This window comes from Streptomyces sp. NPDC053474 (assembly GCF_044544845.1).
GTDB lineage: Bacteria > Actinomycetota > Actinomycetes > Streptomycetales > Streptomycetaceae > Streptomyces.
In genome coordinates this window covers 1-21,733 of record NZ_JBITXV010000024.1, presented here as the reverse complement: position 1 = coordinate 21,733, position 21,733 = coordinate 1, and the positions used below count along the sequence as shown (strand labels likewise).

The 21,733-nt window shown below is 73.1% G+C and carries 21 protein-coding genes; 13 read left to right on the top strand and 8 right to left on the bottom strand.

What is annotated here, in order from left to right:
- Window positions 1–62 precede the first annotated feature (62 nt).
- Both ACIG3E_RS37780 and ACIG3E_RS37775 read left to right on the top strand, forming a co-directional pair.
- Window positions 63–1,076: an oxidoreductase gene (locus ACIG3E_RS37780; protein WP_399625065.1), complete on the top strand. Its 1,014-nt coding sequence runs from the start codon at window positions 63–65 to the stop codon at window positions 1,074–1,076.
- A 69-nt stretch (window positions 1,077–1,145) separates the two neighbouring features.
- A complete protein-coding gene (locus ACIG3E_RS37775) occupies window positions 1,146–2,789 on the top strand; it encodes an ABC-F family ATP-binding cassette domain-containing protein (RefSeq protein ID WP_399625063.1) in 1,644 nt (547 codons plus the stop codon).
- 140 nt (window positions 2,790–2,929) lie between these two features.
- Here the strand turns inward: ACIG3E_RS37775 and ACIG3E_RS37770 are convergent, their stop codons facing one another.
- The 3 genes from ACIG3E_RS37770 to ACIG3E_RS37760 form a co-directional block, all read right to left on the bottom strand.
- On the bottom strand, window positions 2,930–5,305 hold the full coding sequence (locus tag ACIG3E_RS37770; RefSeq protein WP_399625060.1) for a Tex family protein: 2,376 nt from the start codon (window positions 5,303–5,305) through the stop codon (window positions 2,930–2,932).
- A gap of 67 nt (window positions 5,306–5,372) precedes the next feature.
- Complete coding sequence (locus ACIG3E_RS37765; protein ID WP_399625058.1) at window positions 5,373–5,537, bottom strand: LPFR motif small protein; 165 nt, start codon at window positions 5,535–5,537, stop codon at window positions 5,373–5,375.
- 107 nt (window positions 5,538–5,644) lie between these two features.
- Window positions 5,645–6,571: a hypothetical protein gene (locus ACIG3E_RS37760; RefSeq protein WP_399625056.1), complete on the bottom strand. Its 927-nt coding sequence runs from the start codon at window positions 6,569–6,571 to the stop codon at window positions 5,645–5,647.
- Window positions 6,572–6,715: 144 nt separating this feature from the next.
- Here ACIG3E_RS37760 and ACIG3E_RS37755 point away from each other — a divergent pair, with 144 nt between their 5' ends.
- Together ACIG3E_RS37755 and ACIG3E_RS37750 are read left to right on the top strand one after the other, a co-directional pair.
- Window positions 6,716–7,714: a GlxA family transcriptional regulator gene (locus ACIG3E_RS37755; protein WP_399625053.1), complete on the top strand. Its 999-nt coding sequence runs from the start codon at window positions 6,716–6,718 to the stop codon at window positions 7,712–7,714.
- On the top strand, window positions 7,705–8,346 hold the full coding sequence (locus tag ACIG3E_RS37750) for a DJ-1/PfpI family protein (RefSeq protein ID WP_399625051.1): 642 nt from the start codon (window positions 7,705–7,707) through the stop codon (window positions 8,344–8,346). The genes ACIG3E_RS37755 and ACIG3E_RS37750 overlap by 10 nt, the downstream gene beginning before the upstream one ends.
- Here ACIG3E_RS37750 and ACIG3E_RS37745 read toward each other — a convergent pair.
- Entirely contained in the window at window positions 8,327–9,100 is a 774-nt protein-coding gene (locus ACIG3E_RS37745) for an enoyl-CoA hydratase/isomerase family protein (RefSeq protein ID WP_399625049.1), read from the bottom strand. The two genes, ACIG3E_RS37750 and ACIG3E_RS37745, sit on opposite strands and share 20 nt — an antisense overlap.
- Window positions 9,101–9,174: 74 nt before the next feature.
- On the opposite strand from ACIG3E_RS37745, the gene ACIG3E_RS37740 reads away from it, so the two are divergent.
- Together ACIG3E_RS37740 and ACIG3E_RS37735 are read left to right on the top strand one after the other, a co-directional pair.
- The gene (locus tag ACIG3E_RS37740) at window positions 9,175–9,870 is read left to right on the top strand and encodes an HdeD family acid-resistance protein (protein WP_399625046.1); all 696 of its coding nucleotides are present in this window, start codon (window positions 9,175–9,177) and stop codon (window positions 9,868–9,870) included.
- A 129-nt stretch (window positions 9,871–9,999) separates the two neighbouring features.
- The gene (locus tag ACIG3E_RS37735) at window positions 10,000–10,476 is read left to right on the top strand and encodes an ATP-binding protein (RefSeq protein WP_399625198.1); all 477 of its coding nucleotides are present in this window, start codon (window positions 10,000–10,002) and stop codon (window positions 10,474–10,476) included.
- A gap of 39 nt (window positions 10,477–10,515) precedes the next feature.
- Here ACIG3E_RS37735 and idi read toward each other — a convergent pair whose 3' ends face one another.
- The 4 genes from idi to galE all read right to left on the bottom strand — a co-directional run bounded on the left by idi (window position 10,516) and on the right by galE (window position 14,845).
- Window positions 10,516–11,109: an isopentenyl-diphosphate Delta-isomerase gene (idi, locus tag ACIG3E_RS37730; protein ID WP_399625044.1), complete on the bottom strand. Its 594-nt coding sequence runs from the start codon at window positions 11,107–11,109 to the stop codon at window positions 10,516–10,518.
- A 123-nt stretch (window positions 11,110–11,232) separates the two neighbouring features.
- The gene (locus ACIG3E_RS37725) at window positions 11,233–12,525 is read right to left on the bottom strand and encodes a GNAT family N-acetyltransferase (RefSeq protein WP_399625041.1); all 1,293 of its coding nucleotides are present in this window, start codon (window positions 12,523–12,525) and stop codon (window positions 11,233–11,235) included.
- A gap of 226 nt (window positions 12,526–12,751) precedes the next feature.
- A complete protein-coding gene (locus ACIG3E_RS37720; RefSeq protein ID WP_399625039.1) occupies window positions 12,752–13,684 on the bottom strand; it encodes a cation diffusion facilitator family transporter in 933 nt (310 codons plus the stop codon).
- Window positions 13,685–13,855: 171 nt separating this feature from the next.
- Window positions 13,856–14,845, bottom strand: a complete 990-nt coding sequence (gene galE, locus ACIG3E_RS37715; RefSeq protein ID WP_399625036.1) for a UDP-glucose 4-epimerase GalE — start codon at window positions 14,843–14,845, stop codon at window positions 13,856–13,858.
- 276 nt (window positions 14,846–15,121) lie between these two features.
- On the opposite strand from galE, the gene ACIG3E_RS37710 reads away from it, so the two are divergent.
- The 7 genes from ACIG3E_RS37710 to ACIG3E_RS37680 all read left to right on the top strand — a co-directional run.
- Complete coding sequence (locus ACIG3E_RS37710) at window positions 15,122–16,924, top strand: DUF5941 domain-containing protein (RefSeq protein WP_399625196.1); 1,803 nt, start codon at window positions 15,122–15,124, stop codon at window positions 16,922–16,924.
- Window positions 16,921–17,673 carry a sugar phosphate nucleotidyltransferase gene (locus ACIG3E_RS37705; RefSeq protein WP_399625034.1) on the top strand — a complete coding sequence of 251 codons (753 nt, stop codon included), beginning with the start codon at window positions 16,921–16,923 and terminating at the stop codon, window positions 17,671–17,673. Before ACIG3E_RS37710 ends, ACIG3E_RS37705 begins: the two co-directional genes overlap by 4 nt.
- A complete protein-coding gene (locus ACIG3E_RS37700; RefSeq protein ID WP_399625031.1) occupies window positions 17,661–18,725 on the top strand; it encodes an iron-containing alcohol dehydrogenase family protein in 1,065 nt (354 codons plus the stop codon). Before ACIG3E_RS37705 ends, ACIG3E_RS37700 begins: the two co-directional genes overlap by 13 nt.
- Window positions 18,703–19,482: a CDP-alcohol phosphatidyltransferase family protein gene (locus ACIG3E_RS37695; protein ID WP_242726371.1), complete on the top strand. Its 780-nt coding sequence runs from the start codon at window positions 18,703–18,705 to the stop codon at window positions 19,480–19,482. Before ACIG3E_RS37700 ends, ACIG3E_RS37695 begins: the two co-directional genes overlap by 23 nt.
- 44 nt (window positions 19,483–19,526) lie before the next feature.
- A complete protein-coding gene (locus ACIG3E_RS37690) occupies window positions 19,527–20,372 on the top strand; it encodes a glycosyltransferase family 2 protein (protein ID WP_399625193.1) in 846 nt (281 codons plus the stop codon).
- 116 nt (window positions 20,373–20,488) lie between these two features.
- A complete protein-coding gene (locus ACIG3E_RS37685) occupies window positions 20,489–21,418 on the top strand; it encodes an ABC transporter permease (RefSeq protein WP_399625029.1) in 930 nt (309 codons plus the stop codon).
- Window positions 21,411–21,733 (top strand): ATP-binding cassette domain-containing protein (locus ACIG3E_RS37680; RefSeq protein WP_399625027.1); only part of this gene is annotated, 323 nt, incomplete at its 3' end. The genes ACIG3E_RS37685 and ACIG3E_RS37680, both read left to right, overlap by 8 nt.

Sequence of the window (21,733 nt, the reverse complement as noted above, 5' to 3'; positions counted from 1 at the left end):
GAAACGTAGCGGAACCCCGCAAGGGGAGCGCGGACGCCCCCACAGGTGGGGATACTCACACCATGCTTGCCGAGTACGCGACCTTCGGCCTGGCACCGGCGATGCGCGCCGGTGGAGTTCTCGCCAGCGGTGCCTACCAAGTGCACCGCGACTTCGTCGACTTCGTGGTGAACGGCCGCCCGCTGCTGTTCCAGCTCGCCGACCTCGACGCCGTCTCCCCGCTCGCGTCCGACATCCCCCCGGCGATCTTCACCACGCATGTGCGCAGGCTCCTCCTGGAGGCGGACCCGCCGCTGCTCGACGGCCGGTACGTCATCTACGGCTGTCCCGAGTGCGAGGGCCTGGAGTGCGGCGCCGTCACGGCCGTCATCGAGCGCGCCGACGACGACTACGTGTGGCGGGACTTCGCCTGGCAGACCTCCGACCACGCCGACCTGGAGCTGAACGGCTACCGCGGCATAGGCCCGTTCCGCTTCCACGGCGGGGAGTACCGCGAGCAGCTCGGCCGCCTGCTCACCGGCGACGACCCGGGCGCCGTGCGGCGCCGCGTGCTCCTGGTCGGGGCGCGCGTCGCGCTGCTCGCGAAGCTCGCGGCCGCCCTGCGCACCATCGGCATCGGCGCGGAGATCGCCGCGGACGCGGCGGGCGTACCGGCGGAGGAGCTGCGCACGTACGGGGCCGTGGCGTTCGGGCAGGCCGTGCCCGAGGGGGTGCGGGGCTCCGTGCGGGAGGCGTTCGAGCGGGCCGGGGTCGACGTCGCGTACGTCGACGGGCTCGCGCCGATCGTGCCGCTGCTCGCCGCGCAGATCGAGTACGCCCTGGACCCCGGGCCCGCGGCGCGGCGCCTGGCGCGGCTCGCGGTCACGGACGGGGCGGTGGTCACCGAGGTCACGTCGCCGTGCCGGGTGCGGCTCACGGCCTACCGGGTGGGGCGGCTGCGCCGGGCCCGCGTCCACGAGGTCTTCGACGAGGTCCTGGAGCCCGGGGAGCACCGGGTGGCCCTGCCGGGCGGGGCGCCGTACGTGGTGGCGCGGAGCTCCGACGCGGTCCTGGTGGCCGCCGCCGCTTCCGGCTGACCGCCCACGCTGCCGTCCCCGCTGTGGGCAGCTGTGGCAGCCCAGGGCAGCGGTTAGGCTCGACCTCTGATGAATGGAACCCTCGTCGCCAAGCAACTCGCCGCCGGCCACGGCGACCGCTCCCTCTTCGAGGGACTCGACCTCGTCGTCGCCCCCGGCGACGTCATCGGCCTCGTCGGCGCGAACGGCGCTGGCAAGTCCACCCTGCTCCGCCTGCTCGCGGGCGTCGACGCCCCGGAGTCCGGCCGGATCAGCCTGTCGCCGCCCGCGGCGATCGTCGGGCACCTGCCGCAGGAGCCGGACCGCCGCCCGGGCGAGACGATCCGCGCGTTCCTCTCCCGCCGCACCGGCGTCACCGCCGCCCAGCAGGCCATGGACGAGGCCACCGAGGGGCTCGTCGCGGGCGCGCCCGGCGCCGACGACGCCTACGCGGCGAGCCTGGAGCGCTGGCTGGCCCTCGGCGGGGCCGACCTGGACGAGCGCGCGGAGGACGTCGCCCAGTCCCTCGGCCTCGCCGTGGGCCTCGACCAGGCGATGACCTCGCTGTCCGGCGGCCAGGCCGCCCGCGCGGGCCTGGCCTCGCTGCTGCTCTCCCGCTACGACGTCTTCCTCCTCGACGAGCCCACCAACGACCTGGACCTCGCGGGCCTGGAGCGCCTGGAGGAGTTCGTGCGCGGCCTGCGCGCGGGCACGGTGGTCGTCAGCCACGACCGCGAGTTCCTGTCCCGCACCGTCACCAAGGTCCTCGAACTCGACCTGGCGCAGCAGCAGATCAACCTCTACGGCGGTGGCTACGACGCCTACCTGGAGGAGCGCGAGGTCGCCCGCCGCCACGCCCGCGAGGACTACGAGGAGTACGCCGACAAGAAGTCCGCCCTCCAGGACCGGGCCCAGATGCAGCGGTCCTGGATGGACAAGGGCGTGAAGAACGCCCGCCGCAAGGCCACCGACAGCGACAAGCTGGGCCGCAAGTTCCGCAGCGAGGCCAGCGAGAAGCAGGCCGCGAAGGCCCGTCAGACGCAGCGGATGCTGGAGCGGCTCGACGTCGTGGAGGAGCCGCGCAAGGAGTGGCAGCTGCGCATGGAGATCGCCGCGGCCCCGCGCTCGGGCGCCGTGGTCGCCACGCTGCGCGACGCGGTGGTGCGCCGCGGCCCGTTCACGCTCGGCCCGGTGCACCTCCAGCTCGACTGGGCCGACCGCGTCGCCATCACCGGCGCGAACGGCTCCGGCAAGACGACGCTGCTGCGCGCCCTGCTCGGCCGCACCCCCGTGGACGAGGGGCACGCCGCGCTCGGCTCCGGCGTCGTGGTGGGCGAGGTCGACCAGGCGCGGGCCCTCTTCCACGGCGAGGAGACGCTGCTCGACGCCTTCCGCGCGGCCGTGCCCGACACCGAACCGGCCGAGATCCGCACGCTCCTCGCCAAGTTCGGCCTGAAGGCCGAGCACGTGCTGCGCGCCGCGGCGACGCTCTCCCCGGGCGAGCGCACCCGCGCCGCGCTTGCCCTGCTCCAGGGCCGGGGCGTGAACCTGCTGGTCCTCGACGAGCCGACGAACCACCTCGACCTGCCCGCCATCGAACAGCTGGAGTCCGCCCTCGACTCCTACGCGGGCACGCTCCTGCTCGTCACCCACGACCGCCGCATGCTCGACGCCGTCCACGTCACCCGCCGCCTGGAAGTGGCGGACGGCAAGGTGACCGAACGAACGCCTTGACCCTCGGGGGCGCTCCGCGGAGGAGCGCCCCTGAAGGGGCGCGGGGCTGTGTCAATATGCGGCTCCGCCGCGTGGGCGCGCTCAGCCGGAACGAGTCCGCAGACGCCGGACGGCCTGGCGCGGCAGCCCCGGCGGAGCGCTCACCGCCGCTTGGGGTCGACCAACCCGGCGCGGCGCAGAGCCTCCGCCATCGCGTCGTTGGCAGGCGGCGCAGCCTGCCGCTCCTTGCGCTGAGGCCTACCGCCCCGGGCCTGCTGCCGAGGCTGCGGCGGCCGCCCACCGCGCTCCTTGCGGCCCTCACCCGGGGCGGAGCCCTTGGCATCGTCGTCCAGACGCAGCGTCAGCGAAATCCGCTTGCGCGGCACGTCGACGTCCAGGACCTTCACCTTCACGATGTCGCCCGGCTTCACCACGTCCCGCGGGTCCTTGACGAAGGTCTTGGACATCGCGGAGACGTGCACCAGGCCGTCCTGGTGGACGCCGACGTCGACGAACGCGCCGAACGCCGCCACGTTCGTGACCACGCCCTCCAGCACCATCCCCGAGGACAGGTCGCCGATCTTCTCGACGCCCTCCTTGAACGTGGCCGTCTTGAAGGCGGGCCGCGGGTCGCGACCGGGCTTCTCCAGCTCCTTGAGGATGTCCGTGACGGTCGGCAGACCGAAGACGTCGTCCACGAAGGCGGCGGGCTTCAGGGCGCGCAGCGTCGCCGTGTTGCCGATGAGGGACGGCACGTCGACGCCCGCCTCCTGCACCATCCGCCGCACCACCGGGTACGCCTCGGGGTGCACGCTGGAGGCGTCAAGCGGGTCGTCGCCGCCGCGGATGCGCAGGAAGCCCGCGCACTGTTCGTACGCCTTCGGGCCGAGGCGCGCGACGTCCTTGAGGGCCTTGCGGTTCCGGAAGGGGCCGTTCGCGTCGCGGTGCGCCACGATGTTCTCGGCGAGGCCGGAGCCGATGCCGGAGACGCGGGCGAGCAGCGGGGCGGAGGCCGTGTTCACGTCCACGCCCACGCCGTTCACACAGTCCTCGACGACCGCGTCGAGGGAGCGGGAGAGCTTCACCTCGGACAGGTCGTGCTGGTACTGGCCGACGCCGATGGACTTCGGGTCGATCTTCACCAGCTCGGCGAGCGGGTCCTGCAGGCGGCGCGCGATGGAGACGGCGCCGCGCAGCGACACGTCCAGGTCGGGCAGCTCCTGGGAGGCGAAGGCGGAGGCGGAGTACACCGAGGCGCCCGCCTCGGAGACCATCACCTTGGTGAGCTTCAGCTCCGGGTGCCTGCCGATCAGGTCGGCGGCGAGCTTGTCGGTCTCGCGCGACGCCGTGCCGTTGCCGATCGCGATCAGGTCGACCGCGTGCTCCTGGGCGAGGCGCGCGAGCTTGGCGAGGGACTCGTCCCACTTGTTCGCCGGGACGTGCGGGTAGATCGTGTCGGTCGCCACGACCTTGCCGGTCGCGTCCACGACGGCGACCTTCACCCCCGTACGGAAACCCGGGTCGAGGCCGAGCGTCGCGCGCGTGCCCGCGGGGGCGGCGAGCAGCAGGTCGCGCAGGTTCGACGCGAAGACGCGCACGGCCTCGTCCTCGGCCGCGGTGCGCAGGCGCAGCCGCAGGTCGATGCCGAGGTGCACCAGGATGCGGGTGCGCCAGGCCCAGCGGACCGTGTCCGTCAGCCACTTGTCGCCGGGGCGGCCGCGGTCGGCGATGCCGAAGCGCTGGGCCACCGCCGACTCGTACGACGACGGCACGGCGGGGTCCTCCGGGGCCTCCTCCGGCTCCAGGACGAGGTCGAGGACGTCTTCCTTCTCGCCGCGCAGCAGGGCGAGGATCCGGTGCGAGGGCAGCTCCGTGAACGGCTCGGCGAAGTCGAAGTAGTCGGCGAACTTCGCCCCCGCCTCCTCCTTGCCCGCCCGCACCTTGGCGGCGAGCCGCCCGCGCACCCACATGCGCTCGCGCAGCTCGCCGATGAGGTCGGCGTCCTCGGAGAACCGCTCCGTGAGGATGGCCCGGGCGCCGTCGAGCGCGGCCTGCGCGTCCGCGACGCCCTTGTCGGCGTCGACGAACGCGGCGGCGGCCGCGAGCGGCTCCACCCCCGGGTCCCCGAGCAGGCCGTCGGCCAGCGGCTCCAGGCCCGCCTCGCGGGCGATCTGCGCCTTGGTGCGCCGCTTGGGCTTGTACGGCAGGTAGATGTCCTCGAGGCGGGCCTTGGTGTCGGCCTCGCGGATGCGCGCCTCCAGGTCGTCGGTGAGCTTGCCCTGCTCGCGCACCGATTCGAGGATGGCGGCGCGCCGCTCCTCCAGCTCGCGCAGATAGCGCAGGCGCTCCTCGAGCGTGCGCAGCTGCGCGTCGTCGAGCGACTCGGTCGCCTCCTTGCGGTAGCGCGCGATGAAGGGCACCGTCGACCCGCCGTCGAGCAGGTCGACGGCGGCCTTGACCTGCCGCTCCCGCACGCCGAGTTCCTCGGCGATCCTGCTTTCGATGGACGCTGGAGTGGACGTCTGCAAAGGTGCCACGTTCCGGTACCGCCTTCTCACTGAGGTTGCCCGGCAATTGTGGCAGGTGGCACGGACAGCGGGGCAGTCAGACCCGGCGGGTCCGCCCCGGCCGTCGCGTGCGTCCGGTGCCCCGGCGTCCGGAACGAGAGGCTCCGCCGAAGAGCCGGGCCAGTGCCCTGAACGGCAGCGTCACCACCGTCGCGATGGCAGCCCCGATCTGTCGCAGCACGTCCGCGATCGCACGGAACACGTGGATCTCCTTTCGGCACGCGGCCCGCGACGGTCGGCGGGCCGGGGCCGGACGAGTACCGCGGAAACCGCGTGCCATGCCCCGGGCCCCGGGCCCGCCCGGTGGCGCTACGCCTTGCCGAGCAGGTCCGCGGGGAACGCCCCCGCGGACAGCGCCGCCCCGGCGAAGGCGCCGCCCAGCTCGGTGAGCCGCTCGACCCCGGCCGCGCCCAGGTGCGCGTACGGCGCCCGGTCGAGGCGGTCGGTGCGCTCCTCGACGGCCTGCCGCAGCTCCACGCCCGCCTGCGTCAACTCGCCGTCGGCGTCCAGGAGTCCGCGCTCCCGCAGCCGCTCCACGGCCCCGTCCCAGTCCTCCTGACTCCAGCCGCGCGTGACCAGGTTCCGCCCCGGTGTCATGCCCTTGCCGGTCGCGGTGTGGCTCACCAGGGCCTCCACGGCGTCGAGTTCGGCGTCCAGGAGGGCGGCCAGGTGTCCGTCGCCCCGGTGTTCGCGCAGCAGCGTCGCGGCGTGCCAGTACGCCAGGTGCGGCGCGTCGGGCACGGGCAGGTCGGCGTGGGCCGCGTACAGCGGGCGTGCGCTGCGGACGCAGGCCTCCGTGGCGCGCAGCGCGAGCCGCGCCGCCTCGGCCATCTCCGGCGACGCGACGGCCTCGTCGCCGAGCAACCGCCGCAGCGTGGCGTCGACGGCCCGCAGGCGTGCCGCGAGGACGTCCTCGGGAGCGGCGGTGCGCCACACCGCGGGAACGTGCGCGGCGACGGCCTCCGGCTTGTAGGTGAAGAAGGCCGCCGTCACCGTCCCGGCGCCGACGGCGCCCATCGCCGCCGCGCGCGCGGCGAAGTTGACGGCCCTGGGGTGGGTGATCCCCAGGGCGCCCAGCTCCCGTCCCAGGTCGGGGGAGAAGTAGTGGGTGGAGTGCAGGGTGTTGAGCACGCTGTGACAGCGCCGTCCCGCGCGCGGGTGGAGGGCGGCACCGGTCGCGGACGGGCCCGTGGAAGAGGCCGTGGGATGCGTGGGGGAGGCCGTGGGAGAGGTCATGCCCGTACGCTACCGACTGGTTGGTATGACGTGAAGGGCGGGGCCGCCGCACCCCGTGCCCCGCGCACCAGCCGGGCCCTGGTGGCAGAAAGGGTGGGGTGCCCGTCATTGCGGCCACCTCGTGCCGCCCCAAGAATCGAGGGCATGGCGCAGCGAACCGTCCTGGTCGTCCTCTTCGAAGGCGTACAGAGTCTCGACGTCACCGGCCCCGTGGAGGTCTTCGGCGGGGCCACCGGGCCCACGGGCGACCCCGCGTACCGGGTGTGCACCGCCTCCCTGGACGGCGCGCCCGTGCGCACGTCCAGCGGCCTCACCCTGGTCCCTGACCACACCCTCGCGGACGCCCCCGCGCCGCACACCCTGCTCGTGCCCGGCGGCATCGGCACCCGCCCGGACGGCCCCGACCTGGTCGACTGGGTGCGCACCCACGGCCCTCGCGCCGAGCGGCTCGTCTCGGTGTGCACCGGGGCGATCGTGCTCGCCCGTGCGGGCCTGCTCGACGGCCGCCGGGCGACGACCCACTGGGCGTACTGCGACAAGCTCGCCCGCGACCACCCGGCCGTCCACGTGGAGCCGGACCCCATCTACGTACGCGACGGACACGTGGCGACCTCGGCGGGCGTCACGGCGGGCATCGACCTCGCGCTCGCCCTGGTCGAGGAGGACCTGGGCCGGGACATGGCGCTCACCATCGCCCGCCACCTGGTCGTGTTCCTGCGCAGGCCCGGCAACCAGGCGCAGTTCAGCGCCCAGCTCGCCGCGCAGACCGCCCGCCGCGAGCCGCTGCGCGAGGTCCAGCAGTGGATCACCGAGCACCCCGACGACGACCTCTGCGTCGAGAGGCTGGCCGAGCGCGCCCGGCTCTCGCCGCGCCACTTCGCCCGCGCCTTCCAGGCGGAGACCGGCACGACACCCGGCAAGTACGTCGACCGCGTCCGCGTCGAGCACGCGCGCCGCCTCCTGGAGGACACCTCGCGCGGCGTCGAGGAGGTCTCCCGCGCCTGCGGCTACGGCACCCCGGAGGCGATGCGCCGCGCCTTCCTCAAGGCGCTCGGCACCTCACCCGCGGAGTACCGCCGCCGCTTCCACGCACCCCTGCCCGAGGCACACCCCATCACCCACGAGGAGTCCGCATGCAGATAGCCATCGCCCTGTACGAGCGCTTCACCGCCCTGGACGCCATCGGTCCCTACCAGACGCTCAGCGGCATCCCGGACGCCCAGGTCGTCTTCGTGGCCGAGCGCACCGGGCCGGTGCGCGACGACAGCGGGCGGCTCGCCCTCGTCGCCGACAAGACCTTCGCCGAGGTCCCGCACCCGGACGTGCTCGTCGTCCCCGGCGGCCCCGGCCAGAGCGACCAGATGGACAACGCGCCGCTCCTCGACTGGCTGCGCACCGCGGACACCACCAGCACCTGGACGACGTCCGTGTGCACCGGCTCCCTCGCGCTCGCCGCCGCCGGACTCCTCGAAGGCCGCACCGCGACCTCCCACTGGCTCGCCCTGGGCGAACTGGCGAAGCTCGGCGTCACGCCCTCCGAGGAGCGGGTGGTCTTCGACGGCAAGTACGTGACGGCCGCCGGTGTCTCCTCCGGCATCGACATGGGCCTCGCGCTCGTCGGCAGGATCGCCGGGGACGAGCGCGCCCAGTCCGTCCAGCTCATCACCGAGTACGACCCGCAGCCGCCCTACGACGCGGGCTCGCCGAAGAAGGCGCCCGCCCACCTCGTCGCGATGTTCCGCGAGCAGTCCCGGTTCAAGGGCGTCCCGGCGTAGCAGCGCCGTCCGGCACGGTCCAGGTGAAGCGCGGCTGCCTGCGCTCCAGGAAGGCGGCGACCCCCTCGGCGGTGTCGCCGCTGCCGCGCGCCTGGTCCGCCCAGTGGGCGTCCCGGTCGGCGCGGCCCGCCGCGAACTCCTTGGCCGCCGCCTGCGTCAGGAGCGAGCGGGAGGCGAGGACCCGCGTGAACTCCTTCACGCGCGCGTCCAGTTCGCCGACGGGCAGGACCTCGTCCGCCAGGCCCGTGCGCAGCGCCCGCGCCGCGCTGATCGACTCGCCCGAGAACAGCAGGTACTTCGCCGTGGCCGGGCCGACCAGCGTGGCCAGGCGGCGCGTCGAGGAGGCCGGGTAGACGATGCCCAGCTTCGCGGGGGTGACCGCGAACGAGGCGCCCTCGTCCGCGAACCGCAGGTCGCACGCCGCCGCGAGCTGGCAGCCGCCGCCCACGCAGTACCCGCGCACCGCCGCGAGCGTCGGCTTCGGGAAGGCCGCCAGGGCCTCCTCCGCGAGGACCGCGAGCTCCTGCGGGCGGCCGGGCTCGGCGCGCAGCGAGGAGATGTCGGCGCCCGCGCAGAAGGTGTCGCCCGCGCCGGTGAGGACGAGCGCGCGCACCGCGGGGTCGGCGGCCAGCGCGTCGAGCAGCGGCGGCAGCGCGTGCCACATGTCCGCCGTCATGGCGTTGCGTTTGGCCGGATGGTCGATGACGACGGTGGCGACGCCGTCGGCGACGGCCTGCCTCAGCTGCGGCTCCATGCGCCGGATGCTATCCGCACCGTACGAACGTACGATCAAGAAGGGGCGGCTTCGCACAGCGGACGGAGGCGCTCATGTTCGGACGTGACAAGGCGCGCGACACGACGGGTGACCCGGAGGGGCCCGGCGGCGCTGATCCCCGGTCCCTCAGCCGCAGCTTCGGCTGGCTGGCGCTGCTCGGCGCCATCCTGGCCGTCGGCGGGCTCGTCGGCCTGGTCTACGCCGGTGTCGCCACGCTCACCTCGATGCTCCTGTTCGGCTGGCTGCTGCTCATCGGCGGCATCGTGGCGCTGTTGCACGCGGTGCAGTCGCGGGGCACCAGCTTCTTCTGGCTCGGCGTGGTGGTCGCCGCGCTGAACCTCGCGGCGGGCTTCGTCGTGATCTGCAGGCCGGACGTGGCCGCCGAGGCGCTGACGATGTTCGCGGCGCTGCTGTTCCTCACCGGCGGGGTGTTCCGCCTGGTGGGCAGCCTGGTGGTGCGCGGCCCGCAGATGGCCGTGACGCTGCTGCAAGGCGCCTTCGGCGTCCTGCTCGGCGTGCTTGTGCTCGCCGAGTGGCCGAGCAGCAGCCAGTACGTCATCGGCACCTTCTTCTCGCTCGCGCTGCTCTTCGACGGCCTCGGGCTCCTCACCACGGGCATCGGCGCCCGGCGCATCATCAGCCTGGTGTCGGACCGCGTGGGCGCCGACGGGGGCGGGCCCCAGGAAGCCGTACAACCTGAAGAACCTGTGAAGGCAGCACAAGAAGAGCAGGACCAGTCGCGCAACTGACGCCGCCATGCGGCCCCGGTCAAATCCCGTCGATACTCGCTGACTTCTGGTCAGTAGTGCGGTCCGGACCAGTGCGTTCCCAACACTCGACGTGTGGTGACAATCGAGCGCGAGGGCGGCGACCGGGCGATGGGGAACGACGGGAGGGGGCCGGGCCCGCTCCCGCGGGGCGGTGCGCCCGTGCCGTACGAAGGGGTGTGGCGGTTCACCGCGCCCGCCGTCGACGCGTCCGTGCCCCAGGCGCGGCACGCGGTGCGCGACCTGCTCGCGCGCCAAGGCGTACCGGCCTCCGACGACCTGGTGCAGGGCCTGCTGTTGATCGTCTCCGAGCTGGTCACCAACGCGGTGCGGCACGCGGCGCTCCTGTCGCCGACGCTCGCCGTGGAGGTCGCGGTCGGCGCCGAGTGGGTGCGGGTGTCCGTCGAGGACAACCACCCCTACCGCCCGACCGCCCTGGTGGCCGACCACGGCCAGACCGGCGGGCGCGGCCTGCTCCTGGTGCGAGAGATCACCCGCGAGGCGGGCGGCGCCTGCGACGTCGAGCACACGGCGAGCGGGGGCAAGGTCATCTGGGCGGCCCTGCCCCTGAAGCCGAACGGCGCCTAGGGCCCGTCGGGCGGGCCCCGGCGGCGCGGGCGCGGCGGGCTACCAGCCCGCGCCCGGGCCCGTCAGCTCCTTGATGGCGGGCCGCGCCGCGTCCAGGACCGTCATGAACCACGCGGAGAACGGGCCCTTCGCGTGCCGTTCGGCCAGCTCGTCGGCCGTCACGAACACCGTCTCGCCCACCTCGGACGGGTCGGGGCGCAGCTCGGCCTGCACCATGCCGACGAACAGGTGGTTGTACTCCTGCTCCACCAGGCCCGACTCCGGATCCGGGTGGTTGTAGCGCACGGTGCCCGCCTCGGCGAGCAGCGACGGCGAGACGCCGAGCTCCTCGAAGGTGCGCCGGGCCGCCGCCGCGAACGGCGCCTCGCCGGGGTAGGGGTGGCCGCAGCAGGTGTTGGACCACACGCCGGGGGAGTGGTACTTGCCGAGCGCCCGCTGCTGGAGCAGCAGGCGGCCCTGCTCGTCGAAGAGGAAGACGGAGAACGCCCGGTGCAGCTGACCGGGTGCCTGGTGCGCGGCCAGCTTCTCCGCCGTGCCGATGGTCCTGCCGTCCTCGTCGACGAGCTCGAGCATGATTGTTTCCTCGGTGCCGTTCGACGAGCTGTGCGCCGCGGTGGCAGGTGTGATCGGCATACCCATCCTTCGCTTCGGTCTCGGAGCTCAAGTCTGCCGTACGACACCGGTGCGCCCGGCACTCCGGGGGCCCCGCATGTCCCGTCCGCAACGCTGCGAACGGGACACGCGGGAACGGCGCGATCAGACGCCGAACGCCGCCGGATAGCTGATCGTCCCGCGCGGAACGCCCGCCGGACCGGCCTGTTCACCGGGCCCGTCGAGGACCAGCGCCATCATCGCCTCGTCCGGCACCTCGAAACTTGGCTTGATCCCGTACCGCGACGCCGGAGCGAAGCCGAACCGCGGGTAGTAGTCGGGGTGGCCGAGGACGAGGACCAGATGCTCGCCCCGGGCGCGCGCGGCGCTCAGGACGGCGCGCACCACCGCACTACCGGCGCCCGTGCGCTGGTAGGAGGGGAGCACGGCCACGGGCGCCAGGCACAGCGCCGGAGCGCCGTCCACGTGGCAGCGGGTGATGAGGGCGTGCGCCACCACCTCGCCCGCGGGGGTCTCGGCGACGTACGACAGGCCGTCGAGCCAGGCACCGGCGTCCGCGCGCAGCGCGTCCACCAGGTCGGCCTCCGCCTCGGTGGGGAAGGCCGCCGCGTTCACGGCGCGCACGGCCGCCCGGTCGGCGCCGGACGCCGCCTCGGGCCGGGTGCGCCAGGCGTCGCCCGCGGGGCGCAGGACGTACCCGGTGTAGCCGTACTCGGCCGCGTGGTCGCGCCGCAGCGCGAGTTCCTCGTGGGTGGCGGCGAGCGCCTCGGCCATGCCCGGCGCCCCGGGGTCGGCCGCGTCGGCGCGCGCCCGCAGGGGGGCGTAGTACGCCTCCCAGTCCGACTCCGGCTGGCGTACGACGCCGAGGACGGAGTATCCGGCGGCGAGCGCGGCCCGGGTGTTCTCCTCGGTGGTCCGCAGCGCGTAGTGCCGGTCCCAGAAGGCGCGGGCGGCGGCGGACGGCGTGCTGGTGGTCCACTCGCACTCGGTGACGACGAGCGTGCCGCCCGGCGCGAGCAGCCGCCGCCAGGAGCGCAGGGCGGTGTCGAAGCCGATGCTGTAGGCCGAGCTCTCGGCCCAGACGAGGTCGAAGGACCCGTCGGGGTAGGGGAGTTCGCCCATGTCGGCGGCGACGGCGTGGACGGAGTCGGCGAGCCCTCGGCTCCGCGCGGCGGCGCGGAGCTCGTCGAGGAACGGCTCGTGCAGGTCGACGGCCGTCACCTCGGCGCCGGACGCACCCGCCTCGGCGGCGAGCAGGAGCGCGGCCCGGCCGGGGCCGCAGCCCAGGTCGAGGACGCGCGGACGCGCGGGCAGCTCACCGGCGAGGGCGAGCAGGCGCCGGGTGGTGGCGTCGGAGCCGGGGCCCTGCCGGGGCAGGCCGTGGTGCAGGGCGAAGAAGGCGTCGTGGACGGAGTTCTGGATCTTGTCGTGAGACAACGGGAAACCCTTGAGTAGAGGGCCCGGCCGCCGTGGGGTACGCGCGCGAAAGCGGATCGTACGGAGAAGGTCAGCCGTGAGCCCGGGAAGTGGGGATGAACGCGTCGCCACGCAGTGCGGCGAGGACCGCGACAGTCATCAACCCACCTCCTTCTGTGTCCGCGGGGACTCGCGTCCCCTGCCTGCTGCTCGGGTGCCCACTCAAGGCTTGGCCACTGTAACACGGTCAGTGACAGAGCTTCGGCTCGTGCTCCGCGTGACCGCTCGGCTCCAGCTGGAACGTGCAGTGCTCGACGTCGAAGTGGTCGCCCAGGCAGCCCTGGAGGTCGTGCAGCATCTTCTCGTGGCCGACGGCACTGAGCGTCTCGGGGCTCACCACGACGTGCGCGGAGAGCACCGGCATCCCCGAGGTGATGGTCCAGGCGTGCAGGTCGTGGACGTCCTCGACGCCGGGCAGGGCCAGCATGTGGGCCCGCACCTCGGCCATATCGACGCCCTTGGGGGCCGCTTCGAGCAGGACGTCCAAGGTGTCCCGCAGCAGCTTCCAGGTGCGCGGCACGATCATGAGGCCGATGACGAGGGAGGCGATCGGGTCGGCCGCCTGCCAGCCGGTCAGCAGGATGACGGCGGCCGACACCAGGACCGCCACCGAGCCGAGTGCGTCCGCGAGGACCTCCAGGAAGGCGCCGCGCACGTTGAGGCTGTCCTTCTGCCCGCGCATCAGCAGGAGCAGCGAGACGAGGTTCGCCGCCAGGCCGATGAGGCCGAAGACGATGGTGAGACCGCCCTCGGTCTCGGACGGCGTGACGAACCGCTGGATCGCCTCGTACAGCACATAGCCGCCGACGCCGAGCAGGAGCAGGCAGTTGGCGAGCGCGGCGAGGATCTCCGCGCGGGCGTAGCCGAAGGTGCGGCTCTCGCTCGCGGGGCGGCCCGCGAAGTGGATCGCGAGCAGCGCCATGCCGAGCCCGAGGGCGTCGGTGGCCATGTGCGTCGCATCCGCGATCAGCGCGAGCGAATCCGCGACAAGGCCGCCGACGATCTCCACCACCATCACGGTGACCGTGAGGGACAGCGCGATCCGCAGCCGCCCCTTGTACGCGGCGGTCACGGTGCCGTTCGGCGGCGGCGCGTGGCCGTGGTCGTGTCCAGCCCCCATCGCGTGGTCCTCCGGATCCGTAGCGGTCGCCGCCCGCAGCAACGATCACAGATCACAGTGAACTACGGGTGGGGGGTATCTGGCAACGCGATCGTGAACACCGTTGTCATCTGTGCTGGCCTGCGGAAACGCTCTGCTGTCCGCAGGGGAGGCGTAAGGAGACGGCCCGCGTCAGACGGACCGGGTGCCCCCGGCCTCCGGATGGCGCAGGCGCCAGCCCGCCCAGGCCGAAGCCACCATCTCGCGCACCCCGAGCTCCGCCCTGAAGCCCAGCTCCCGCGCCGCGAGGCCGACGTCCGCCACCGCGCTCGGGGCGTCCCCCGCGCGGCGCGGCTCCACCACCGGCGCGCGCGTGTCCCCGGTGACCTCACCGATGACGGCCAGGAGTTCGCGTACGGAAACGCCTTCGCCGCGGCCGATGTTCACCGTCAGATCGGTGCCGGGGGCGGCGGACCTGCGGGCGGCCGCCAGATGCGCCCCGGCCAGGTCGCTCACGTGCACGTAGTCGCGCACGCAGGTGCCGTCCGGCGTGGGGTGGTCGGTGCCGAAGACGCGCGGGGCCTCGCCGCGCGTGAGCCGGTCGAAGACCATCGGCACCACGTTGAAGACCCCGGTGTCCGCGAGCTCGGGCGCCGCGGCCCCCGCCACGTTGAAGTACCGCAGACAGGTCGTGGTGATCCCGTGCGCCCGCCCGGCGGCCCGGACCAGCCACTCCCCGACCAGCTTCGTCTCGCCGTAGGGGCTGACCGGCGCGCACGGGGTGTCCTCGGTGATCAGCCCGGCCGCCGGGGGCTCGCCGTACACCGCGGCCGACGAGGAGAAGACGAACCGCCTCACCCCGGCCGCGGCGACCGCGTCCAGGAGCGTCACCAGGCCCCCGACGTTCTCCCGGTAGTAGCGCAGCGGCTGCTCCACGGACTCGCCGACCTGCTTGCGCGCCGCCAGATGCACCACACCCGTCACCGCGTGCTCCGCGAGCACCCGCGCGAGCAGCTCACCGTCGAGCGAGGAACCCCGTACGAGAGGAATGTCCGCGGGCAGCCGCTCCGGCACCCCGGACGACACGTCGTCGAGGGCCACCACGCGCTCCCCGGCGGCGGCCATGACCCGCGCCACATGTGCCCCGATATATCCCGCCCCGCCTGTGATCAGCCATGTCATGGGCGTCCACCTTAGGCGGGCTTGCGTGGTTCGGTACCACGCGGTTTGTGGCCGCGGCCCGCCATCGACGATGATGATCGCGGCGATCAAGGGCGGCGCAGCCCGTGCCGACCCCTGCAGATCGGGCTGATCGGAGCGTGAACGGGCGGTGAACGCCCGCTTCCCCGCATCCGATAGCCTCTGCCGACATGCCGCCCGGCCGCATCCCGGCGAGGGCGCCCCCCGTCACGCATGTGCCCGCGCGCGCCGCGCCGGGAATCAAGGAGTGAGTTCGTCCTGTCGACCGCCATCCTCACCGGCCAGCCGGTGCCCGGCTCGCCCCTCGAAGGCGATCTGCGGTCCCTGGGCTTCGACGTGCGGACCGCCCGGGACGCGGCCGACGCCGAGACGCTCGTCGGAGCCGTCCCCGCGGACCAGCGCGTCGCCGTCGTCGACACCCGCTTCGTCGGTCACGTCCACGCCCTGCGCCTCGGCCTGACCGACCCGCGCTTCGCCGCGGCCGCCGTGCCCGGTGCCGTCACCGTCAAGCCCGAGGCCCGCGGCGCGCTCACGCGCGCGCTGCGCACGGCCGTCGGCGCGGGCGGCGCCGGAGCCGTCACCGTCGCGGCGGACACGGTGCCCGACCGGCTCGCCGAGACCCTCGAAGCGGCCGACGTCGACGTGTACCGGCCCGAGCTTGGCACCCTCGTCGCGGCCGTGCCCGCCGACCCCGAGGCCCGCAACACCGCCCGCCAGGCCGTCGCCGCCGTCGACGACGAGGCCGTACGCCTGCGCAGCGCGGTCAAGGCCCGGGACGGCTTCTTCACCACGTACTGCATCAGCCCGTACTCCCGCTACCTCGCGCGCTGGTGCGCCCGGCGCGGCCTCACCCCGAACCAGGTCACGACCGCCTCGCTGCTCGTCGCCCTGATCGCGGCGGGCTGCGCGGCCACCGGCACCCGCGGCGGCTTCGTCGCCGCCGGTCTCCTGCTGCTCTTCTCCTTCGTCCTCGACTGCACGGACGGCCAGCTCGCGCGCTACTCCCTGCAGTACTCGACGCTCGGCGCCTGGCTGGACGCGACCTTCGACCGGGCCAAGGAGTACGCCTACTACGCGGGCCTCGCCCTCGGCGCGGCCCGCGGCGGCGATGACGTCTGGGCCCTCGCGCTCGGCGCGATGGTCCTGCAGACCTGCCGCCACGTCGTGGACTTCTCGTTCAACGAGGCCAACCACGACGCGACCGCCAACACCAGCCCCACCGCCGCGCTCTCGGACAAGCTCGACAGCCGCGGCTGGACGGTGTGGGCGCGCCGGATGATCGTCCTGCCCATCGGGGAGCGCTGGGCCCTGATCGCCGTCCTGACCGCGCTCACCACCCCGCGCGTCACGTTCGTCGTGCTCCTGATCGGCTGCGGCCTCGCCGCCTGCTACACCACGGCGGGCCGCGTCCTGCGCTCCCTGACCCGCAAGGCCGAGCGCACCGACCGGGCCGCCACGGCCCTGGCCGACCTCGCCGACACCGGGCCCTTCGCGGGCGCGCTCGCCACGCTCCGGGGCCTGCCGGGCCTCGCCCCGGCCCTCGCCCTGGCGGGCGGCGCGGCCGTCGTCGCCACCTCGGCCCTCACCTCCTTCGGCAGCCCGTGGCCGGTCATCGCCGCCGCCGGGTACGTGATCACCTCGGGCCTCGCCGTCGCGCGGCCCCTCAAGGGCGCCCTCGACTGGCTGGTCCCGCCCTTCCTGCGCGCCGCCGAATACGGCACCGTCCTGGTCCTGGCGGCCAAAGCGGACGTGAACGGGGCCCTTCCCGCGGCTTTCGGCCTGGTGGCCGCGGTCGCCTACCATCACTACGACACCGTGTACCGCATTCGCGGTGTCGTCGCGCCGCCGCGCTGGCTGGTGCGGGTGATCGGCGGGCACGAGGGCAGGACCTTCGCGGTCACCGTCGCCGCCGCCCTGCTGACAAACACAGATTTCACCGTCGCGCTCACGGCGCTCGCCGTGGCCGTGGCACTCGTGGTGCTCGTCGAGAGCATCCACTTCTGGGTGACCGCGCACAACCGCGGCGCACCCGCCGTACACGATGAAGGAGAACCCGCATGATCGGCCTCGTCCTGGCCGCCGGCGCCGGCCGGCGCCTGCGCCCCTACACCGAAACGCTGCCCAAGGCGCTGGTGCCCGTGGTGGGCGAGGGTACCGAGAATGAGCTGGCGATCCTCGACCTCACCCTGAAGAACTTCGCCGAGATCGGCCTGACCGACGTCGCGATCATCGTCGGCTACCGCAAGGAGGCCGTCTACGACCGCAAGGCCGCGCTCGAGGAGAAGTACAACCTCAAGCTCACCCTGATCGACAACGACAAGGCCGAGGAGTGGAACAACGCCTACTCCCTGTGGTGCGGCCGTGACGCCCTCAAGCACAGCGTGATCCTCGCCAACGGCGACACCGTGCACCCGGTCTCCGTCGAGAAGATCCTGCTCGCCGCCCGCGGCGACGGCAAGAAGATCATCCTCGCCCTCGACACGGTGAAGAACCTCGCCGACGAGGAGATGAAGGTCATCGTGGACCCCGAGAAGGGCGTCCAGAAGATCACGAAGCTGATGGACCCGGCGACGGCCACCGGCGAGTACATCGGCGTCACCCTCATCGAGGGCGAGGCCGCCGAGGAGCTGGCCGACGCCCTGAAGGCCACCTTCGAGCGCGACCCCGACCTCTACTACGAGGACGGCTACCAGGAGCTCGTCAACCGCGGCTTCAAGATCGATGTCGCGCCGATCGGCGACGTCTCGTGGGTCGAGATCGACAACCACGACGACCTCGCCAAGGGACGTGAGATCGCGTGCCAGTACTGACGAGGCTCATCCCCTCGCCGGTCGTCGTGGACATCCGGCCGGGGGCGTTGAACGACCTGGCCGGTGTCCTCGCCGACCAGAGGATCTGCTCGTCGACCGGCAAGCTCGCCATCGCGATCAGCGGCGGCTCCGGCGCGGTCCTGCGGGGGCGGCTCTCCCCGTCGCTGCCGGGTGCCGAGTGGTTCGAGGTGGGCGGTGGCACGCTCGACGACGCCATCAAGCTCGCCGACGCCATGAAGAAGGGCCGCTACGACGCGGTCGTCGGCCTCGGCGGCGGCAAGATCATCGACTGCGCCAAGTTCGCTGCGGCGCGCGTCGGCCTGCCGCTGGTCGCCGTCGCGACGAACCTGTCGCACGACGGCCTGTGCTCGCCCGTAGCGACCCTCGACAACGACGCGGGCCGCGGCTCGTACGGCGTGCCGAACCCGATCGCGGTGGTCATCGACCTCGACGTCATCCGCGAGGCCCCGGTCCGCTTCGTGCGCTCCGGCATCGGCGACGCCCTGTCCAACATCTCCGCGATCCGGGACTGGGAACTCGCCGCCCGCGAGCGCGGCGAGGACATCGACGGCCTCGCCGCCGCGATGGCGCGCCAGGCCGGCGAGGCGGTCCTGCGCCACCCCGGCGGGGTCGGCGACGACGGCTTCCTCCAGGTGCTTGCCGAGGGCCTCGTCCTCACCGGCATCGCGATGTCCGTCTCGGGCGACTCCCGCCCGGCCTCGGGCGCCTGCCACGAGATCAACCACGCCTTCGACCTGCTGTTCCCGAAGCGCGCGGCGAGCCACGGCGAGCAGTGCGGCCTCGGCGCCGCCTTCGCGATGCACCTGCGCGGTGCCCGCGAGGAGTCGGCGTTCATGGCCGAGGTCCTGCGCCGCCACGGCCTGCCGGTCCTGCCGGAGGAGATCGGCTTCACCGTGGACGAGTTCGTCCAGGTCGTGGAGTACGCGCCGCAGACCCGGCCGGGCCGCTACACGATCCTCGAGCACCTCAATCTGAACACCGACCAGATCAAGGACGCATACGCCGACTATGCCAAGGCCATCGGTAGCTGAACTCCGGCCCGTCGTTCACCCCGCGGGGGTGAAGGACCGGCGCAGCGGTGAGCACTGGGCGGGACGCCTGTACATGCGAGAGATCTCGCTGCGCTGCGACCGGTACCTGGTGAACACCAGGATCACGCCCAATCAGCTGACCTACCTGATGACCGTCGCGGGCGTGCTCGCGGCCCCGGCCCTCCTGGTGCCGGGCATCACGGGCGCCGTGCTCGGCGTCGTCGCGGTGCAGCTCTACCTGCTGCTCGACTGCGTCGACGGCGAGATCGCCCGCTGGCGCAAGCAGTACTCGATGTCCGGCGTGTACCTGGACCGGGTCGGCGCCTATCTGTGCGACGCCGCGGTCCTGGTCGGCTTCGGCCTGCGCGCCGCCGACCTGTGGGGCTCGGGGCGCATCGACTGGCTGTGGGCCTTCCTCGGCACCCTCGCCGCGCTCGGCGCCATCCTGATCAAGGCCGAGACCGACCTGGTGGGCGTCGCTCGGCACCAGCAGGGCCTGCCGCCCGTGCAGGAGTCGGCCTCCGTGCCGCGCGCCTCCGGCGTGGCGCTCGCCCGCAAGGCGGCCGCCGCGCTCAAGTTCCACCGGCTGATCCTCGGCATCGAGGCGTCCCTGCTGATCCTGGTCCTGGCGATCGTGGACGCGGCCCGGGGCGACCTCTTCTTCTCCCGCCTCGGCGTCGCCGTGCTCGCCGGGATCGCGCTCCTGCAGACGCTGCTGCACCTGGTGTCCATCCTCGCCTCGAGCAGGCTGAAGTGAGCACTCCGGTACAGCGGCCGACGGTCGGCGCGGTCATCATCACCATGGGCAACCGCCCGCAGGAGCTGCGGGCGCTGCTCGACTCCGTCGCCAAGCAGGACGGCGACCCCGTCGAGGTGGTGGTCGTCGGCAACGGCGCCCCCGTGCCCGAGGTCCCGCCGGGCGTCCGCACCATAGAACTGCCCGAGAACCTGGGCATCCCCGGCGGGCGCAACGTCGGCATCGAGGCCTTCGGGCCCGGTGGCACCGACGTCGACATCCTGCTGTTCCTCGACGACGACGGCCTCCTGGCGCGCACCGACACCGCTCGGCTGTGCCGCGAGGCCTTCGCCGCCGACCCGGCTCTCGGGATCATCAGCTTCCGCATCGCCGACCCGGACACGGGCGTCACCCAGCGTCGGCACGTGCCGCGCCTGCGCGCGTCCGACCCGATGCGCTCCTCGCGCGTGACGACGTTCCTCGGCGGCGCCAACGCCGTCCGCACCAAGGTCCTGGAACAGGTCGGCGGCCTGCCCGACGCGTTCTTCTACGCCCACGAGGAGACCGACCTGGCCTGGCGGGCGCTGAACGCGGGCTGGATGATCGACTACCGCGCCGACATGGTCCTGTACCACCCGACCACGGCGCCCTCGCGGCACGCGGTCTACCACCGCATGGTGGCCCGCAACCGCGTCTGGCTCGCCCGCCGCAACCTGCCCGCGCTCCTGGTCCCCGTGTACCTGGGCGTGTGGCTGCTCCTGACCCTGGCCCGGCGCCCCTCGCGGCCCGCCCTGAAGGCCTGGTTCGGCGGCTTCAAGGAGGGCTGGACCAGCCCGTGCGGGCCCCGCAGGCCCATGAGCTGGCGCACGGTGTGGCGCCTGACCCGACTGGGCCGACCTCCTGTCATCTGACAAGCTCTGGTCTGAGAACATTCGGGCCGTATCCCGGTCCCTGGCCCGGCCTCTGCCCGACATGGCCCACGCCTACGCCCGACCGGCCGCGCATCTGAAGACGAAAGTTTCCACTCGTGAGTGAGACAACGCAGGACGGTGGGGTCGCGGTGACCGCGCCACCGTCGCCCGACGACGGCCTTTCCCCGGCCGAGCTCGCCGCCAAGTACGGGCTGTCCGTCAGCGGCGCCCGTCCGGGCCTCGTGGAGTACGTCCGCCAGCTCTGGGGGCGGCGCCACTTCATCCTCGCCTTCTCGCAGGCGAAGCTGACCGCCCAGTACAGCCAGGCCAAGCTCGGCCAGCTCTGGCAGGTCGCGACGCCGCTGCTCAACGCGCTCGTCTACTTCCTCATCTTCGGCCTGATCCTCAAGGCCGACCGCGGCATGTCGCGGGAGGTGTACATCCCGTTCCTGGTCACGGGCGTGTTCGTGTTCACCTTCACGCAGAGCTCGGTGATGGCGGGTGTACGGGCGATCTCGGGCAACCTCGGCCTGGTGCGCGCGCTGCACTTCCCGCGCGCCTCGCTGCCCGTCTCGTTCTCGCTCCAGCAGCTCCAGCAGCTGCTGTTCTCGATGCTCGTGCTGTTCGTCGTGGCGATCGGCTTCGGCAGCTACCCGCGGCTCTCCTGGCTCCTGATCGTCCCGGTCCTGGCCCTGCAGTTCCTGTTCAACACGGGGCTCGCCCTGGTCATGGCCCGGCTCGGCAGCAAGACGCCGGACCTGGCCCAGCTGATGCCGTTCGTGATGCGCACCTGGATGTACGCGTCCGGCGTGATGTTCTCCATCCCGGTGATGCTGAAGGACAAGCCGGCCTGGATCGCCGACGTCCTCCAGTGGAACCCGGCGGCCATCTTCATGGACCTGATGCGCTTCGCCCTCATCGACGGCTACGGCTCGGAGAACCTGCCCCCGCACGTGTGGGCGGTCGCGCTCGGCTGGTCCGTGCTCGTCGCCGTGGGCGGCTTCGTCTACTTCTGGAAGGCAGAGGAGCGGTACGGCCGTGGCTGACGACAAGGGCGCCGGGACGCGCCGCCCCACGGTGATCGCGGACGAGCTGCACATCGTGTACCGGGTGAACGGCGGGAAGACGGGGAAGGGCAGTGCGACGGCGGCGTTGAGCCGGATCGTGCGGCGGGGTGAGTCGCCGGGTGTGCGCAGGGTGCACGCGGTGCGGGGGGTGAGTTTCACCGCGTACCGGGGTGAGGCGATCGGGTTGATCGGGTCGAACGGTTCGGGCAAGTCGACGCTGTTGCGGGCGATCGCGGGGCTGCTGCCCGCCGAGCGCGGCAAGGTCTACACCGATGGGCAGCCTTCGTTGCTGGG